Genomic DNA, 17,547 nt, shown 5'->3' on the forward strand with positions numbered 1-17,547 from the left:
CTACAATTCAATACTTGTGCCAATTTCTAATAACATCAAATCTTTGTCTTTATCAAAGAATTTACGTTTTGCTTCTTCATGATTGATTTCGATATAACCAAAAGTATCGTAATGATAACCTAAAATTTTATCACATTGAATAAAATCAGAGGCAATAATAGCATCATCAACATCCATAGTAAAATTACTTCCTATGGGTAAAATGGCTAAATCTAATTTGGTACGCAATGGAATTAACTTCATGTCCATTGTTAATGCAGTATCTCCTGCAATGTAAATGTTTTTGCGTTCTCCTTCAATTATAAATCCACCTGGCTGACCGCCATAAGTTCCATCAGGAAAAGACGAAGTGTGAATAGCATTTACATATTTTACCATTCCAAATTCAAAATCCCAACTTCCACCGTGGTTCATTGGATGAAAATTAAAACCTTTATTTCCATAATGCGTTGCAATTTCATAGTTCGACACAATAACTGCATCTGTACGCTTTGCAATGGCTTCAACGTCTAAAATATGATCTTGATGCGCATGAGTTAGTAAAATAAAATCGGCTTTTAATGAATTAATATCAATATGAGCTGCTTTTGGGTTACCCGAAATAAAAGGATCAACTAAAATGTGGACCTCATCTACTTCAATTCCTATACAAGCGTGACCGTAAAATGTAATTTTCATATTTTTGAAATTAAATATTAGTAAAAACTAAAGTTAAACAAAATAATAAACTTAAAGCAAAAGTACTCAACGCTACTTTTTTTAATTCTGGATCAAATTCTTCATATTTTTTGGCTTTTTTAACTGTTTTTAAGTGCATTACAAGCACAAATACAATTGGCAAATAAATATACATTACAATCGTAATTAATCCGCTAAAAAATATAAACAAAACTAAAGCTGTAAGAATTAGAGCAAAATGATATTTCTTAGCTTTCTCTAATCCCATTTTAACTACCAAAGTATTCTTTCCTGCTATTCTATCATTTTCAATATCGCGCATATTGTTTAAATTTAAAACGGCAACACTTAACAATCCAATAGCAATTGCTGGTAAAAGTAGTTTCCAATCTACAAAATGCGTGAATAAAAAATTAGAACCCATTACGGAAACCAATCCGAAGAAAATGAATACAAATAAATCGCCAAAACCGCTGTAACCGTAAGCATTACTCCCAACAGTATATTTAATTGCTGCTCCAATAGCGCCAACTCCTAATAAGATAAAAACCAGACTTAAAACAAAGTTTTCCTTTCCAAAAGCTATATAGATTAAAGTCAAAGCAATGATGAAAGTAATTATTGCAGTTATAATAACTGCTTTTTTCATTTGTTGGGCAGTTATAATTCCGGCTGCAACTAAACGCTTCTCTCCTATTCTATTGTCATCTGTTCCTTTAATTCCGTCACCATAATCATTAGCAAAATTAGAAAGTACTTGTAATCCTAAAGTTGTCAACAATGCCAAAACCACTATTTTCCAATTAGAATATCCTTGATGATAGGCATAAGCGCTACCAATGATTATTCCCGATAGAGATAAAGGTAATGTTCGTAATCGTGCGGCTTGAATCCAGTGTTTCATATTTCTTCAATCTTAATTTACATCCATTTTTTAGTACTTATTTCTACTTGATACAACCATTTATTACTCAATTGCGTAATTTGATTATAAAATCCTGTTGTAAAAGCAATAGTTCCACCTGCAGTGTACAAATATACACTTCCAATGTTCAACCTCTTTTGCCAAAAGAATTGATTGGTTTTAATGGCTTGAATTTTATAAGGTTCAATAATAGCTGTATCAATATCCCAAAAACCAGATTGCACCAAAATAAAATTAGGTGTAACCATTAACTTGTAGTTTTTATACAAACGCCAACAACTTAATGTTCCAATAATAAAGTATAATGTTGCAAATAAGTACAATTTATTCCAAAGCAAGAAATGGGCAAACGTGTTTACCGATAGAATAATTGCAATTGGCAAAAGAATCATAAAAATAAAACGAATCCAAAATTTTCTAATACTTGGAAAATACACTTCCTGATTTGTAATTTCTTTATTATAAACAAAATCTAATATTTGGTTTTTCATCACTTCTGAACAACCAGGAACTTCAATTCTATCTTTCTTTTTTTCTTTAGAATTTGCTTCACTTGAAGCTTGTTCTACTCTTAAATTTCTTATATCTAATTTTTCTTGAAAATAATTCTGAGAAATTTTAATCAGTTGCACTTTAATAGGATTAATTATTGTGTTTCGAGTAGTAATTAATCCGTAAGTAAGTAAAAGAGAATGTTTAGTTCGGGTAATCTTAAAATCGAAAAAACGAACAATCGTTCGAACTAAATTTATTGCAATAATCAATATGAAAATAAATACAAAACCTATAATTACCGAAAGTAAAACCGAATTAAAGTTCAAATAGTTTTCAATAGAATTAGTGTCAATTTTATCCTCAATATGAATTTGCCTTCCGTTTTCCCAAAGTGTATTTAATACTAAAAACAACCAACCAAAAGTTTCTACATATCTTGAAGTAATTCCGGTTTTTATTAAGGTAAAAAATCCAATTTTTATCGTTTTAGCTTCTGTAGATTGAATTGATTCGTCATTATTAACAACATCAATTGTTTCAGTTTCATTTAAAAGTTCAATAGTTTCCTTTAATTGATTGGCAATATAACTTGAAACTGCTTTAATTTCTACTTCTTTTTTTCCGCTTCCAGCCGTATCTACATTAATTTCATATAATTTGAATACTTTATGCAACAAATTCTGATTTAGGTTAATTTGTTGAATTTTATGCAGTTGAATACTAATTTTAGATTTTTTTAAAAATCCTTTTTGAATAATCAACTCTTTCGATTTGTAATCAATTTGAAACGTAAAAAAATAATATCGAATAAAAGTACCTAAAACCGAAAGCAACACAATGGCCAATCCTAACCAAATTAAACTCATTTTGTATTTCTCAAAATTCATTGCAAAAACTACAAATATTGCAATAGATGCACGAATTAGCTTTTGCATAGAATCTAAAAACAAAATAGAAATTCCGAGTTTAGATTGGCGTTGCGGAATTGAGAAATCAAATTTCATCTTGGTCATCTAAATTTTGATTTGTTTCCTCTTCTGATTCTTCGATTAAAGCATCAATTTTTTGAATGATCCAAATTTTATAACGTTGTGCTTCTTCAAAAGTCAATCCGTTAATTTCTAAATCGGTTGAACTTCCTCCAGCTGTAAACAATTCTAAAGAAGCCAAACCAAAATAACGAGAAAACAAACCTTGATGCAAAGCAACATGTTGAATTCTTTTATAAGGAACTATCGTTGTGGTTTGAGAAATAACTCCCGATTTATAAATAGCATCGTGTTCGCGAAAGGCAAAACCTCTATATTTAAAACTCAAATTAGAAAACATGATACTAATTCCTAATGCTATTACATAACCAGTACCAATTAATAACCAAACTCTATTTGGAAAAAAATCACTTTGTAAAAAAGACAACACACCTAACCCAATACCTAATAAAGTAAAAACAATTCCAATATTAATTAAAATTACTTTGTAAAAAGCTGATTGAATCGGCTTTAATTGAACCGATTCAAATTGTGGTAAATCTGAAATTGATATTTCTTTATTTGTGAATTCTTCCATAAATTATGGTAAATATTTCTTTTCGAAATTTGGTTTACGTTTTTCTAAGAAAGCATCTCTACCTTCTTTTGCCTCATCAGTCATATAAGCCAAACGAGTTGCTTCACCAGCAAAAACTTGTTGACCAACCATTCCATCATCGGTTAAATTCATTGCGAATTTTAGCATTTTTATAGAAGTTGGAGATTTAGCTAATATTTCTTGCGCCCATTCATAAGCTGTATCTTCTAATTCAGCATGTGGAATAACTGCATTTACCATTCCCATTTCGAAAGCTTCTTGTGCCGAATAATTTCTTCCTAAAAAGAAAATTTCACGCGCTTTCTTTTGTCCCACCATTTTAGCCAAATAAGCCGAACCATAACCACCATCAAAACTCGTTACATCAGCATCGGTTTGTTTAAAAATAGCGTGTTCTTTACTCGCTAAAGTTAAATCGCACACTACATGAAGTGAATGTCCGCCACCAACAGCCCAACCTGGAACAACACAAATAACTGCTTTTGGCATAAAGCGAATCATACGTTGTACTTCTAATATATTTAATCTATGGTAACCGTCTTGACCTACATAACCTTGATGTCCACGTGCTCTTTGATCTCCACCACTGCAAAAAGAGTAAATTCCATCTTTAGAACTTGGTCCTTCTGCAGAAAGTAAAACTACTCCTATCGAAGTGTCTTCTTGTGCGTCATAAAATGCTTCAATTAATTCTTTAGTTGTATGCGGGCGAAATGCGTTACGCACATCAGGACGATTGAAAGCAATACGCGCTACACCATCACACTTTTTATACGTTATATCTTCAAATTCTTTTACGGTTTTCCAATTGATTTTGCTCATTTTAAATTTCAATTACAAGTTCAAGTTCAATTTTAAAACTCAAACTTTAGTTATTATTTTTAATTATCTAAATTTCTTTAATCAGTGTTTCTAAAAAACAAGTTAAAATAAAATTTCTCGTAAAAATAAAGCATTTTTTACATTATATTGCATCTTCAAAACAAATAGACACATGAAAAAAATATATTTAGGATTACTTTTTGCTTCAGGATTACTTTCTATCAACGCACAAAATTATGAATTCCAATCAGTTATAGAGTTAGAATCAACTCCAGTTATTTCACAAGGTAAAACAGGTACTTGTTGGAGTTTTTCAACTTCTTCATTTTTAGAGTCTGAAATTACTCGATTAACAGGTAAAAAAGTAGATTTATCAGAAATGTACCAAGTTAGAAATACCTATCCTAAAAAAGCAGAAAATTATGTTATGCGTCAAGGAAAAGCCCAATTTAGTGAAGGTGGTTTGTCTCATGATGTTTTAAACAGTGCTGCTGAATATGGCTTAGTTCCAGTTTCAGTTTACACAGGTTTATCGGAAGAAGAAAAAACACATAATCATGCAGAAATGGTTGCCGTTTTAGAAGCAATGGTAAAGACCTATGTTGAAAACCCAGGTAAAAAACTTTCTCCGAAATGGAAAATGGCAATTGAATCTATCTTAAATACTTATTTAGGTGAAAATCCAACAGAATTCACCTTTGAAGGTAAAAAGTATTCGCCAAAAAGTTTTATGGAAGCAATGAAGATTCAACCAGAAAACTATGTAACGATAACTTCATTTACGCATGAACCTAATTACAATTCTTTTGTTTTAAATATTCCAGATAATTTTTCAAACGGTAGCATGTATAATCTTCCGTTAGATGAATTTATTGCCAATATTGATAACGCTTTAGCTAATGGCTATTCTTTAGCATTAGATTGTGATGTTTCTGAAGCTACTTTTTCTGCGAAATACGGAATAGCTTTTGTACCACAAACAGAAGAAGATGAGAAAACAGGATTAGCTGAAATTATTACTGAAATGAATGTTACTCCAGCTTATCGTCAAGCGGAATTTGAAAATTTCACAACTACAGACGATCATTTAATGCACATTGTAGGAACGGTTAAAGACCAAAAAGGAAATGTATATTACAAAATTAAAAACTCTTGGGGAACCGATGAAAAACGTGTTGCCAATGGTGGTTATGTTTACATGAGTGTTCCTTATATGCGATTGAAAGCGATTTCGGTTTTGGTACACAAAGATGCTTTAGCTAAGAAAACTAAGAAAGCTTTAAAGCTATAAAATGACGCAGTACAAATCAGCTTTTAGTACATTTAATAAATGGACAATGGCAATTGTTTATTTTGTTATGATTGGCGGAACTATTCCTGTAATTTGGGAAGATGATATAACTGCTTTCTATGTTGTTATTACAATAAACTCTATTATCCTAGGTTTGCTAACATGGCTTATTTTACAGACCAATTATAATCTAGATGCTAAAAATCTATATTACAAATCAGGACCGTTTAAAGGAACAATTGCAGTGAATTCAATAAAGAAAATTGAATTTCATAATGGCATTTTTGTTCCCACAATATGGAAACCCGCATTGAGTCACATTGGTTTAATTATAACCTATAATCAATATGATGATATTTATATTTCACCCGAAAACAGAGAAGAATTTGTACAAAGACTAACTCAAATTAACCCAAACATCAACCTTATTAACCAACCCGTTTAATGTTTATTAGATTAATTACCTGCCTAACCCTACTTTTTTTTATTTCATGTAATGAGAAAACAACAAAGAAAGATATAGCCAAAAAAGACATTTTAAAAAAAGAATTGTATGATGTAAAATTCAATGCAATTGACGATTCTTATATTAAGGATAAAAAGAATTTTCTGGAACATTTTTTTAATACCAAAATAAACGATAAAGAATTTAGTGGAGGTTTTTTAGTGGCTAAAAACGGACAAATCATTTACGAAAACTACTCAGGTTGTTCTAATTATAAAACGAAAGAACCAATTAACGAGAATACACCTTTGCATTTGGCATCGGTTAGTAAAGTATTAACTGCACAAGCAGTATTAATGTTGGTTAAAGACGGAAAATTAGCACTAGACCAAACCTTAAAAAGCTTATTTCCAGAGTTTCCACATGAAAAAACAACGATTAGAATGCTATTAAACCACAGAAGCGGTTTGGCTCATTATGGTTATTTCGCAGATCATAAAGAAAATTGGGACAGAAGCAAAACACTTACCAACAAAGACATTTTAACCATTTTAGCTACAAAAGATATTCCACTAGAGTACCAAATTGATAGAAAATTTAGTTATTGTAATACCAATTATGCTTTATTGGCTTTGGCTATTGAAAAAGTAACGAATAAATCGTTTCCTGAAGCAATGAAAAAATTGGTTTTTGAACCTTTAAAAATGGAGCATACTTTTGTTTTAAACATTGAAGACAAAGACAAAGTAAGTCAATCGTATAAAGGGAATAAAGTGCCTATTGCGTGGGATTTTTTAGATGGAATTTATGGCGATAAAAACATTTACTCTACTCCACACGATTTATTAAAATTTGATTTGGCAACCTATTCACCAAATTACCTAACACCTGAATTAAAAGCAGAAATGCTAAAAGGCTACAGTTACGAACACAGAGGCATACGTAATTACGGATTGGGTATTCGCATGAATGAGTTTGATAATGGAAGTACAATTCATTACCATAACGGTTGGTGGCACGGAAGCACAACATCGTTTACCACTTTAAAAAAAGATACAGTAACCATTATTGCGCTTTCAAATAAATACACCCGTAAGGTTTATAAATCGGTAACACTTTCAAGTATTTTTGGTGATTACCCGTATGATTTGGAGGAATAAATTAAATGTAATTATCTAAAGAATGGCTTTAAAATAATTATATTTGATTTTGAAATAATAATTTATATGGAAATAAAATCACTTTCAGATTATTTAAATAATATTAAAGAAGTTACGAAGGAATGGAATTATAATCATGGTGATGCAAATCTTAATTATTGGTTTAGAGGCGAATCGAATTCAGATTACTTAACAATTCCAGGTAGATATAGAATTAATGAAAATTCACTAAATAAAGAAGAATTAAAAAACAAAGTAATTGAAAAATTTGAAGTATCATATCGTGAAGATTCTATTAGTATAAACGAGTTTACTACAAAATCTAAATCATTTCTAAAAAACAAAAAACCTAAAACAAAACTAGATTATTATATTTTAGGTCAACATTATGGTTTAAAAACTAGGTTAATAGACTGGACCGAGAGCCCTCTTCTTGCTCTATTTTTCGCTTTATCAAAATATGATTCAAAAGAAGTTACTTCTGATGCAGCAATATATATATTAGACCCTTATTGGTTAAATGCTGCATATCATTTTACATCAATTAGTTATAGCCCATATAAAAATAAAAGAAAAGAAATTAGTTCCTATTCACCTGAATTAAAATATTTTTTAAATAAATATGAAAATATAGGTTTAGATATTAATCATTTAGATATAAATGACAAATACCTTTCAGGTAAATATCATCCAACAATACCAATTGCAATAAACCCAACACATTTTGATCATAGATTAGTAAACCAACAAAGTAAATTTACCCTACACGGTTCAGAAGTATTCTTTTTTGAAGATTTAATTGAAAATAAAGAAACAAATAAACAAAATTTAGAATACTCAATTGGTGAAATTCTAAACCCGATAGATGAATATTTAACACAAAAATCACATAATGAAGAGGTATACACTCCCAATTTTTTCGTTGAATTTAACAAAAACAAATGTGAATATATAAGAAGTGTCCTTAATGACCCTTGGTGTAATTATTTAAAAGAAAAAAAACATTTTAAAAAAATAGCAATTAAGAAAGAATTTATATTAAATATTCTTGAAGAATTAAAAATATCTGGAATTAATTATTCAACTGTATACCCTAATTTAGAGGGTTTAGTAAAAGAATTAAATCTTAAAAAAATGTTTCTATAATGAAAAAAATCACTTTTATTTTTCTTCTCTTAAGTACTTTTTGTTTTGGTCAAGAAACCACGACTAATATTGGTTTAGATACTTTAAGTACAGAAAGAAATGAAATAATTCATCTTTGGAAAAATTATTTAAATTCGAAACCGTATCAATTAAACAATAATCCCAATTGGTTAGAAGCTGATAAAAAAGTCTACAAAAGCTACGATTTATTGAGAAGTGAAGGTTTTATTCAGCCTTCTATTTATCATTTTCAATTGGATAATAAAATACTTTCTATTACTAAAAACAACGATGATTATATTATTAAATCGGCTTTCATCAATAAAGAAAACTTAGACATTTTTGCTGTCGTAAATGTAGTTGCTACCAAGCAAAACGGAAAGTTTGTTTTGACCAATTATCAGAAAACACTAACTCAAAATTGGAATACTAAAACAGTTGGTTTTATCACTTATCATTTTTTTCCAGAATATCAGTTTAACGAAGAAAATGCGTTGAAAGCAAATGAGTTTCTTAATACAATCAGTTCAACATTCCATTTAAAAAACGAAAAAATCAATTACTTTATTTGTAAAGATTGTGACGATGTTTTTAGAACAAAAGGTTTCGATTATGTTTTTACAATGGGAAACAGTACTGAATGTGGATTTTTCGATTCGTACAATAACATTATTTATGCTACTCAACTAGCAGGAGAAAACCATCAACACGAATTAACTCATGTTATTAATAAATACTTTCCAAAGTCAAATGACTTACTTTTAATTGGTTTATCAGCTTATTTTGGAGAAGAAAACTCACATAACGGAAAACCAATTCTTTATCATATTAAAAGAGTCAATGATTATTTAAAAGCACATCCAGAAGTGGATTTAAACAAACCTAATGACTTTTGGAAATTAGATAACGAAACCAATCCACAATATGTAATTGGATCAGTTCTTTGCGATTTAATTATTAAAAAAGGTGGAATTCCACTATTAAAAGAGTTTTTAAATTCCGGAAAAAGTAATGAAGATTTTCTACGTTTTATTGAACTGAAATTAAAACTTAAGAAGACAAACTTAAACGATTATTTGAGAAAAAATATTGAAGAAATTTCAAAAAAAATTGCGTTTTAAATTTAAATAGTTTACTCTGGAAAATAAACAAATCCGAAATGTCGGCTAATAAAAAACATGTTAATGATATTGAAAATCAACGCCACAACAATACGTTTACTAATGTAATCTCTTTCTAAGATTATTTCTGCAAAGTTAAAAATGGGTAATAAAATAGTAAGTGTCCAAACCGGAATCCAAATAATTGAAAACTGCATTCCAAAAGCTTCTATTTCATCAAAAGAAACAAAAATAGCCGTTAGCAACAATACAAATGAAATGATGCTAAGGGCTAAAAGAATGTTTTTCTTGTCAGTCATTTATAGTAAATAAATTCCGTCGTCTTTAATATCTATTAATTGTTGTCTGTATAAACTACCAACTGCTTTCTTAAAAACTTTTTTACTCATTTTAAGTACCGTTTTTATGTCTTCTGGATGGCTTTTATCATTTAATCCAAGGAAACCTCTATTGGCTTTCAATTCGTCTAATAATTGTTGTGCAGAAGGTTCAATAGCATCAAAACCTAATTTACGTAGCGAAACATCTACTTTCCCATCAGGACGAATTTGTTTGATATAACCGTTCATTCGCATTCCAGGTTTTATATCTTCGTAGACTTCGTTTTTATAAGCTAAACCTTTGTGTCTTTCGTTAATAATCACATTTATACCAGCTTCGGTAATATGTGAAACAATTAAACCGACTTCTTCACCTTCTTCAAAAGTCAAATCATCGTTACTCAAAAACTGTTGCGTTTTACTAGAAGCTACCATTCTATTGGTTTTTTCATCCATAAAACAATAAATCAAATAACGTTTTCCTATTTCCATAGGACGTGCTTGTTCTTTAAAAGGAACAAATAAATCTTTTTCTAATCCCCAATCTAAAAAAGCACCAAACTCATTTTTGTAATTTACTTTTAAATGAGAAAACTCATTCAGCTTTACATATGGTTTTAGTGTAGTTGCAACAGGTCTTTCTTCATGATCAAGATATACGAAAACCGTTATGTCATCATTAATATGAAATTCTTTTGGCACATATTTATTAGGAAGTAAAACATCGTGTTCTTCGTTAACTCCATCGCCTAAAAAAAGTCCAACTTGTGTATCTCTAAGAATTCTAAGGGTATTGTATTGACCTATTTGTAACATAATTGCTATTAATTGACTGCAAAGGTAATCAAATGAATATAAAAATTATATTCCTATTTCAACTTGTACTCTAAAATACCAGTTATTTAAAGTAGAACTGTTAAAATAATCTAATTCACTATACGTAACTTCGCCTTGAAACTTAAGTGAATGCTCCCATAGATAATGAGTAAGTCCAAGACTGTATTGTTTTGTATTTGGTGTAAAATATTTAATTTCATCCTTTACGTTTTGAGTAGAAAAACGTCCAATAACTTCGTAATTACTTGGAAAAACATAACTTAATTGATAATCCATTCCATGTCCTGCATACACATAATTAAAATCGGTTATATCGTCTGGATTATAAGTAATTAAATCAGATGCATTTCTATTCATATAAGCAGTCATAAAACTCCATCCATTATATTTTAAAAGCGCATCAAAAAACAGCGATCTAATGGTTGAAGAACTATAAAGTTCGTCACCTATTTGTCCTTGTGTTCTTACAGCATTATTATTCTGATGGTAAGCTCCTGAGAGTAAAAGTTTAGGTTTTTCTTCTCTTAAAATATCTCCTTCAAAATAATAACCATTTTTTTTAAATGAACCAAAAGGAAATAATTCAATTTTACCTGTTAATGCAACAGCATCATCTGAAGTTTTCGTCCAATTTCTTCCTTCCCCAGTTGAAATTGCCGTTTTTATATTATAAGAAAACTTATTTAACTTTTCATTTATATAATAACCTTGAATACCAAAATCTCTATCAATATTAAATCTTGAGTTATTTATACTTCTATCAGTAAGTTGTAATGCTCCAGAAGAATTTACTCTTTGTCTATTTCCTGGCAACTTCGTTTGTCCAAAAATAATACTCCATTTTTCATTTGGTCTATATATTAAGGCGGCATCACGAATAATATTCAAATTATCTCCTTCTTCAATTACACCAACATCTCCAGGTGCAAAAGACAATTGAATTACATATAAATATTTTGGGTTTCCAACATAACCGTCAAACCGTAAACGTAACCTTCTTATTTGTGCTTCATATCGATTATCTTTGTCTTCTTCACTAAAATAAGTTACCCTATTTTGCATTCTAAAACGAATATTTAGCTGAAATAAACTATCTGGAGAAGTAATCCCTAAACCTTTTCCATAGCTGTAATAAGGTAACGCGGCTAATTTTAAATCGTTATTTTTAATTGTATCTTTTAACTCCTGAGAAAAGCAGGATATAGATAAAACTAAGACAATTAGTGTAATAAAATACTTCATAAGGTTGTGTGTTGTATAAGTTGTTTAGTTTGCAAAAATAAATTATTTAAAAGGATTTGCTTTATTTATCTTTGCAAAAAAATAAAACATGTCAAATATTTATATAGGATATCATTTTACAATTGAACCAAAAGAGTTAGGTTCAGAAATATTACTTGCTGAACTTGGTGAAAAAGCATTTGAAAGCTTTATTGAAACGGAAACAGGTTTATCTGCATATGTACAAAAAGACTTGTGGACGGAAGATATTTTAGAGGATATTTTTGTACTTGGGAGTGATGAATTTAAAATCTCCTATACTTTTGAAGAAATTGATCAGGTGAACTGGAATGAAGAATGGGAAAAGAATTTTGAAGCAATTGATGTTGATGGAAAATGCCATGTAAGAGCTCCTTTTCATGCTAAAACGAATGCAGAATTTGATATTGTTATCGAACCAAAAATGAGTTTTGGAACGGGGCACCATGAAACTACTCATATGATGATTCAGCATTTATTAGAAACAGATGTAGCTGGTAAAAAAACATTAGATATGGGTTGCGGAACTGCAATTTTGGCTATTCTTGCTGAAATGAAAGGCGCTCAACCTATCGATGCTATTGATATTGACAATTGGTGTTATTTAAATTCAATTGAAAATGCTGAGCGTAATGGATGTAAAAATATTTCTGTTTATGAAGGTGATGCTGATTTATTAGCTGGTAAAACATATGATATTATCATTGCCAACATTAATAGAAACATCTTGTTAAACGACATGAAACAATATGTAGATTGTTTAAACACAGGTGGAACCTTATTTTTAAGTGGATTTTACACTGAAGACATTCCAGTTATTGATGCATCTTGTACTGAAAACGGATTGACTTATGTTAAGAAATTTGAAAGAAATAATTGGGTGGCATTGAAATATAATAAATAGATTTTTATAAATTTGTAAACTTAAACATTTGAACTTTAAACTTTTAAGACAAAAAGAATGAGTACAATAGAAAAAATACAAGAAGAAGTTTTAGTTGAAGAATCTATAGGATTAAACAACGAAATCATTTTATATAATGACGATGTAAATACTTTTGATCATGTAATTGATACTTTAGTAAGAGTTTGTAATCACGAACCCTTACAAGCTGAACAATGTGCAGTTTTAGTACATTATAAAGGTCAATGTGCAGTAAAAACAGGAAGTTATGATGAGTTGAAGCCTTATTGTTCTAGTTTACTAGACGCTGGTTTAAGTGCAGAAATTCAATAAAAAAATCCCGATTACATCGGGATTTTTTGTTTTATTGACTAAGTTGTAATTTTTCCAATGGCACAACTTACATAAGATTTTGCTTTGGAACCTAAACTATTTGCTTCACCGTCTTCTGGATAGCCAATTTTTTTAAGAGTTGTTTTTACTTGCTCTAAATCTTTCTCAGATTCCATTTCAAAAGAAACAACACTATCTTCTACATCTACTTCTACATTTGAAATTGCATTTAACTGTGTCAAATTTTTTATAATAGTATTGGCACAACCACCACATTTTAAATTTTGTATATGAATTCTAGTTTTCATGATTTTTATATTTTAATAATTATATAAAATTAATAAAAAAATATACCAAAATGTGTAACATTAGTAACTTTAACGAAACTTTAATGTGGTAAAAGATCTTTTAACAAGCCATAAATATACGTTCCTAACAAAGCTCCTAAAAGCACAATTCCTATAGAATAAATTCCAGTTCCTAAAAGGATAAATATAGGTCCAGGACAACAACCTACTAAGCCCCAACCTAATCCAAATAAAATTCCTCCAATTATATAACGAGTAAATCCTTTATCTTTTTCGGCAATCATAATAGGATTTCCTTTAGAGTCTTTAATCTTTTTCTTTTTTATAATTTGAATTCCTATTACACCTGTAGCAATTGCAACCATAATAATTCCATACATATGAAAAGATTGAAACATAAACATTTCATATATTCTATACCAAGAAACCGCTTCTGATTTTGTTAAAACAATTCCAAAAACAAATCCTATTATTAAAAATCTAAATAATTTCATTTTGTTTTGCTATTAAATTAAAATAATAAGGGTAAAATTAAATGCGCCATAAGCAAACCTCCTATAAAGAAACCTATGACAGCTATTAAAGAAGGAATTTGAAAATTACTCAATCCAGAAATTGCATGACCCGATGTACATCCGCCAGCATAACGCGTTCCAAATCCTATTAGTAAACCTCCTAAAAATAAAAGTACAAATCCTTTTAAAGAAAGCATTGCATTGACACTAAATAAAGCATCAGGAACTAATTTTCCATTTGGAGCATCAATATGCATTGTAGAAAGTTGATTTATTGTTTCCGGATTTATAGCCACTTCGGTTCCATTTTGCATAAAATGATAAGCTACAAAACCTCCTAAAATTGCACCAAGCACAATTGCTAAATTCCATTTTTGTTCTCTCCAATCCAATTTAAAAAAATCACTAAATTTATCAGCACCAGCAATAGTACACAATGTTCTTAGGTTAGAAGACATTCCAAAACTTTTTCCAAAGTACACCAATACTAACATAATTAACCCAATCAAAAACCCTGAAACAGCCCAATGCCATGTTCCGTAAAGAAAATCCATATTTTATTATTTTGATGCAAAAATAAAAATTCAAACTCTAAACCATACAAATATTAGTACTTTATCTTAAATTTGAACAATAAACTTTATAATTATGAATAAAATAGCAATTGAAATTAAGTGGGGAATTATTTTCACAATAACCGGATTAGCATGGATGTATCTTGAAAAAATGTTAGGTTGGCATGATGAATTAATCAGTAAACATCCTATTTATACAATGTTATTTTCGGTAGTTGCAATTGCCATTTTTGTTTTTGCCTTGAAGGATAAAAAGAAAAATTACTTCCAAAATCAAATGGATTGGAAACAGGGTTTTTTGTCAGGATGCATTGTTTCTATAGTCGTAACTCTATTAAGTCCGATGAGTCAATATATAACAAGTGAAATTATTTCGCCAAATTATTTTCAAAATGCAATCAACTTTGCAGTAGAAAATAACAGAATGACTCTTGAAAATGCACAAGCATTTTTCAACTTAAAAAGTTATATTTTTCAAGCTGCATTTGGAGGTTTATCAATGGGAATTGTAACTTCAGCTATTGTAGCCTTTTTTATAAAATCAAAATAAAATTGTTATGAAATATTCTATATTTTTACTTCTGGTAATGACATTTACTTCTTGTATCAGTACAAAATCTACCATTCAAAATATTGATAATTCAGCTGTAAAACCAATAGTTAAAAACTCAATGTTTTTATTTACCGAATATGCTGAAGATGGAAAATATGGCTTTGATGCAGATTATCCTATAAACATTGGACTCATTCTAGAAAGACAGGAACAACAATATTTGGGTTATTTTTTTAATGGATTAGAAGGAAAAAATGGAGAAAAAATTTCCTTTAAAAAAGTTGATACTTGTTGTCCTTTTCCAACGAAAAATAATACTATGGGAGCAGGAACTTTATCCATTTATGAATATCAATTTGAAGGCACTAACAAAAAAGGGGTATTGTATTTTAATATTTTAGAAAAAGGAAAAATACTTTGCCCAAAAGGTTTTAAAATTAAAACCAACTAAACGTAGTGAAAAATTAAATTTTAATATGTAACATAAGTAACCTTTTAAACAACAGTTTAAAAGGTTTTTCTTTTTATCTTTGCAACTTCAAAACAACACGAAATGAATTTAAAAAACATACCTCAAATTAAACATACTGAATCTGGAAACTTTTTTCTTTTAGCTGGACCTTGTGCTATTGAAGGAGAAGAAATGGCAATGCGAATTGCAGAAAGATTAGTTGAAGTTACCAATAAACTAGAAATTCCGTTTGTATTTAAAGGCTCTTTTAAAAAAGCAAATCGTTCTAGAATAGACAGTTTTACAGGAATTGGTGATGAAAAAGCATTAAAAATTCTTGAAAAAGTTTCAAAAGAATTTGGAGTTCCTACAGTAACAGATATTCATACCAATGAAGATGCTGTAATGGCTGCTGCTTATGTTGATATTTTACAAATTCCAGCGTTTTTAGTTCGTCAGACGGATTTAGTGGTTGCAGCTGCAAATACAGGAAAAACTGTCAACTTGAAAAAAGGACAATTTATGAGTCCGGAAAGCATGAAACATGCCGTTCAAAAAGTATTAGATTGTAATAATGAAAATGCAATGATTACCGATAGAGGAACAATGTTTGGCTACCAAGACATGATTGTTGACTTTAGAGGAATTCCTACAATGCAACAATATGCGACAACCGTTTTAGATGTTACGCATTCGTTACAACAACCAAATCAAACCATTGGTGTTACAGGTGGAAGACCAGATATGATTGAAACAGTTGCAAAAGCAGGAATTGCTGTTGGTGTAGATGGTTTATTTATTGAAACTCATTTTGATCCTGCAAATGCAAAAAGCGATGGTGCTAACATGTTACACCTTGATTATTTTGAAGGTTTAATGACTAAGCTAGTAGCTATTCGTAAAACAATAAATCAATTTTAATTATTTTTTATATACAAATGAAGCATCCATTTTTAATGGCTGTACTAACTTTTTGTGTTTTTTCACAGTACACCTTTTCACAAGAAATTGCAGAAAACCCTGAAAAATACACAGCACACAATAAAGGTAAAGTTTATATTTATTGGGGAGGAAATAGAGAAAGTTACTCTAAATCAGACATCCGTTTTAAAGGAGATGATTATGATTTCACACTAAATGATGTTGAAGCTCATGACAAACCAAAAGGATGGCATGTTGATTATGTTAACCCTGCAAGGATGACTATTCCACAAACCAATTTTAGAATTGGTTATTTTATAAGCGATCACTATAATGTTTCAATTGGTTTAGATCACATGAAATACGTTATGTATAACGATCAAAAAGTGAGTTATACAGGATATTATGCTGAAGAAGGTAATAATACTTATGGTGAAACACTTTCTGGAGACGAATTATTATTAACTAAGGATTTTCTTCAATTTGAACATACTGATGGGCTAAATTATATTAATACCGAAGTTAATAGAGTGGATGATATTTCAAATTGGTTTGGATTACCAAATACTGATAAATTTCAAGTTAACTTAACAGAAGGATTAGGTGCTGGACTTCTATATCCAAAAACAAATTCTAAACTTTTAGGAAATGACAGAAATGATGAATTTCATGTTGCAGGTTATGGAATTTCTGCAAAAGCAGGACTAAACTTTACTTTCTTTAAATACTTTTTCATTCAAACTGAACTAAAAGGAGGTTATATAGACATGAACGATATTAGAACTACAAAAAGTAGTGCAGATACTGCTGAACAAAATTTTTGGTTCTTACAACGAATAATAACTGTTGGTGGAATTTTTAGGTTGTAAATCTATTTCTCTACAAAAAACAAAAAAGTGT

The 17,547-nt window shown here is 29.6% G+C and carries 22 protein-coding genes; 11 read left to right on the forward strand and 11 right to left on the reverse strand.

Annotation, left to right across the window (positions count from 1 at the left end):
• Genes OLM55_RS11600 through OLM55_RS11620 form a run of 5 tightly spaced genes read right to left on the reverse strand, consistent with a single transcriptional unit; the run spans position 1 to position 4,507 of the window.
• The gene (locus OLM55_RS11600; protein WP_264559068.1) at positions 1-678 is read right to left on the reverse strand and encodes a metal-dependent hydrolase; all 678 of its coding nucleotides are present in this window, start codon (positions 676-678) and stop codon (positions 1-3) included.
• Between the two features lie 10 nt (positions 679-688).
• The gene (menA, locus tag OLM55_RS11605) at positions 689-1,582 is read right to left on the reverse strand and encodes a 1,4-dihydroxy-2-naphthoate octaprenyltransferase (RefSeq protein WP_264559069.1); all 894 of its coding nucleotides are present in this window, start codon (positions 1,580-1,582) and stop codon (positions 689-691) included.
• A gap of 17 nt (positions 1,583-1,599) precedes the next feature.
• Entirely contained in the window at positions 1,600-3,102 is a 1,503-nt protein-coding gene (locus OLM55_RS11610) for a PH domain-containing protein (protein WP_264559070.1), read from the reverse strand.
• A complete protein-coding gene (locus OLM55_RS11615) occupies positions 3,092-3,664 on the reverse strand; it encodes a PH domain-containing protein (protein ID WP_264559071.1) in 573 nt (190 codons plus the stop codon). Before OLM55_RS11615 ends, OLM55_RS11610 begins: the two co-directional genes overlap by 11 nt.
• 3 nt (positions 3,665-3,667) lie before the next feature.
• Entirely contained in the window at positions 3,668-4,507 is an 840-nt protein-coding gene (locus OLM55_RS11620; RefSeq protein WP_264559072.1) for a 1,4-dihydroxy-2-naphthoyl-CoA synthase, read from the reverse strand.
• A 172-nt stretch (positions 4,508-4,679) separates the two neighbouring features.
• Here OLM55_RS11620 and OLM55_RS11625 point away from each other — a divergent pair, with 172 nt between their 5' ends.
• From OLM55_RS11625 to OLM55_RS11645, 5 genes are all read left to right on the forward strand, one after another.
• Positions 4,680-5,798: a C1 family peptidase gene (locus OLM55_RS11625; protein WP_264559073.1), complete on the forward strand. Its 1,119-nt coding sequence runs from the start codon at positions 4,680-4,682 to the stop codon at positions 5,796-5,798.
• Between the two features lies 1 nt (position 5,799).
• Entirely contained in the window at positions 5,800-6,243 is a 444-nt protein-coding gene (locus tag OLM55_RS11630) for a PH domain-containing protein (RefSeq protein ID WP_264559074.1), read from the forward strand.
• Positions 6,243-7,403 carry a serine hydrolase domain-containing protein gene (locus OLM55_RS11635; RefSeq protein ID WP_264559075.1) on the forward strand — a complete coding sequence of 387 codons (1,161 nt, stop codon included), beginning with the start codon at positions 6,243-6,245 and terminating at the stop codon, positions 7,401-7,403. Before OLM55_RS11630 ends, OLM55_RS11635 begins: the two co-directional genes overlap by 1 nt.
• Positions 7,404-7,469: 66 nt before the next feature.
• Positions 7,470-8,549, forward strand: a complete 1,080-nt coding sequence (locus OLM55_RS11640; RefSeq protein ID WP_264559076.1) for an FRG domain-containing protein — start codon at positions 7,470-7,472, stop codon at positions 8,547-8,549.
• Positions 8,549-9,670: a hypothetical protein gene (locus OLM55_RS11645; RefSeq protein WP_264559077.1), complete on the forward strand. Its 1,122-nt coding sequence runs from the start codon at positions 8,549-8,551 to the stop codon at positions 9,668-9,670. The genes OLM55_RS11640 and OLM55_RS11645 overlap by 1 nt, the downstream gene beginning before the upstream one ends.
• Positions 9,671-9,681: 11 nt before the next feature.
• On the opposite strand, the gene OLM55_RS11650 is transcribed toward OLM55_RS11645, so the two are convergent.
• Genes OLM55_RS11650 through OLM55_RS11660 form a run of 3 tightly spaced genes read right to left on the reverse strand, consistent with a single transcriptional unit; the run spans position 9,682 to position 12,069 of the window.
• Positions 9,682-9,969 (reverse strand): hypothetical protein, encoded by a 288-nt coding sequence (locus OLM55_RS11650; protein WP_264559078.1) that lies wholly within the window; start codon positions 9,967-9,969, stop codon positions 9,682-9,684.
• On the reverse strand, positions 9,970-10,806 hold the full coding sequence (locus OLM55_RS11655; RefSeq protein ID WP_264559079.1) for a S1 RNA-binding domain-containing protein: 837 nt from the start codon (positions 10,804-10,806) through the stop codon (positions 9,970-9,972).
• Between the two features lie 45 nt (positions 10,807-10,851).
• On the reverse strand, positions 10,852-12,069 hold the full coding sequence (locus tag OLM55_RS11660; RefSeq protein ID WP_264559080.1) for an OprO/OprP family phosphate-selective porin: 1,218 nt from the start codon (positions 12,067-12,069) through the stop codon (positions 10,852-10,854).
• Positions 12,070-12,157: 88 nt separating this feature from the next.
• Between OLM55_RS11660 and prmA the strand changes: the two genes are divergently transcribed.
• Entirely contained in the window at positions 12,158-12,991 is an 834-nt protein-coding gene (gene prmA, locus OLM55_RS11665; RefSeq protein ID WP_264559081.1) for a 50S ribosomal protein L11 methyltransferase, read from the forward strand.
• Between the two features lie 57 nt (positions 12,992-13,048).
• Complete coding sequence (locus tag OLM55_RS11670; protein WP_264559082.1) at positions 13,049-13,324, forward strand: ATP-dependent Clp protease adaptor ClpS; 276 nt, start codon at positions 13,049-13,051, stop codon at positions 13,322-13,324.
• Between the two features lie 38 nt (positions 13,325-13,362).
• On the opposite strand, the gene OLM55_RS11675 is transcribed toward OLM55_RS11670, so the two are convergent.
• The 3 genes from OLM55_RS11675 to OLM55_RS11685 all read right to left on the reverse strand — a co-directional run bounded on the left by OLM55_RS11675 (position 13,363) and on the right by OLM55_RS11685 (position 14,701).
• Positions 13,363-13,632, reverse strand: a complete 270-nt coding sequence (locus OLM55_RS11675) for a heavy-metal-associated domain-containing protein (RefSeq protein WP_264559083.1) — start codon at positions 13,630-13,632, stop codon at positions 13,363-13,365.
• 80 nt (positions 13,633-13,712) lie between these two features.
• Positions 13,713-14,126, reverse strand: coding sequence for a YeeE/YedE family protein (locus tag OLM55_RS11680; RefSeq protein WP_264559084.1), 414 nt, complete (start codon positions 14,124-14,126; stop codon positions 13,713-13,715).
• Between the two features lie 17 nt (positions 14,127-14,143).
• Positions 14,144-14,701 carry a YeeE/YedE family protein gene (locus tag OLM55_RS11685; protein ID WP_264559085.1) on the reverse strand — a complete coding sequence of 186 codons (558 nt, stop codon included), beginning with the start codon at positions 14,699-14,701 and terminating at the stop codon, positions 14,144-14,146.
• Positions 14,702-14,795: 94 nt separating this feature from the next.
• Between OLM55_RS11685 and OLM55_RS11690 the strand changes: the two genes are divergently transcribed.
• The 4 genes from OLM55_RS11690 (at position 14,796) to OLM55_RS11705 (ending at position 17,516) form a co-directional block, all read left to right on the forward strand.
• Complete coding sequence (locus tag OLM55_RS11690; RefSeq protein WP_264559086.1) at positions 14,796-15,272, forward strand: DUF4199 domain-containing protein; 477 nt, start codon at positions 14,796-14,798, stop codon at positions 15,270-15,272.
• Positions 15,273-15,279: 7 nt separating this feature from the next.
• Positions 15,280-15,726, forward strand: coding sequence for a 2-dehydro-3-deoxyphosphooctonate aldolase (locus OLM55_RS11695; protein WP_264559087.1), 447 nt, complete (start codon positions 15,280-15,282; stop codon positions 15,724-15,726).
• Positions 15,727-15,828: 102 nt separating this feature from the next.
• The gene (kdsA, locus tag OLM55_RS11700) at positions 15,829-16,647 is read left to right on the forward strand and encodes a 3-deoxy-8-phosphooctulonate synthase (RefSeq protein WP_264559088.1); all 819 of its coding nucleotides are present in this window, start codon (positions 15,829-15,831) and stop codon (positions 16,645-16,647) included.
• Positions 16,648-16,664: 17 nt separating this feature from the next.
• Positions 16,665-17,516 (forward strand): hypothetical protein, encoded by an 852-nt coding sequence (locus OLM55_RS11705; RefSeq protein WP_264559089.1) that lies wholly within the window; start codon positions 16,665-16,667, stop codon positions 17,514-17,516.
• The last annotated feature ends 31 nt before the right edge of the window (positions 17,517-17,547 follow it).

Source organism: Flavobacterium sp. N2270 (assembly GCF_025947225.1).
Taxonomy (GTDB): domain Bacteria; phylum Bacteroidota; class Bacteroidia; order Flavobacteriales; family Flavobacteriaceae; genus Flavobacterium.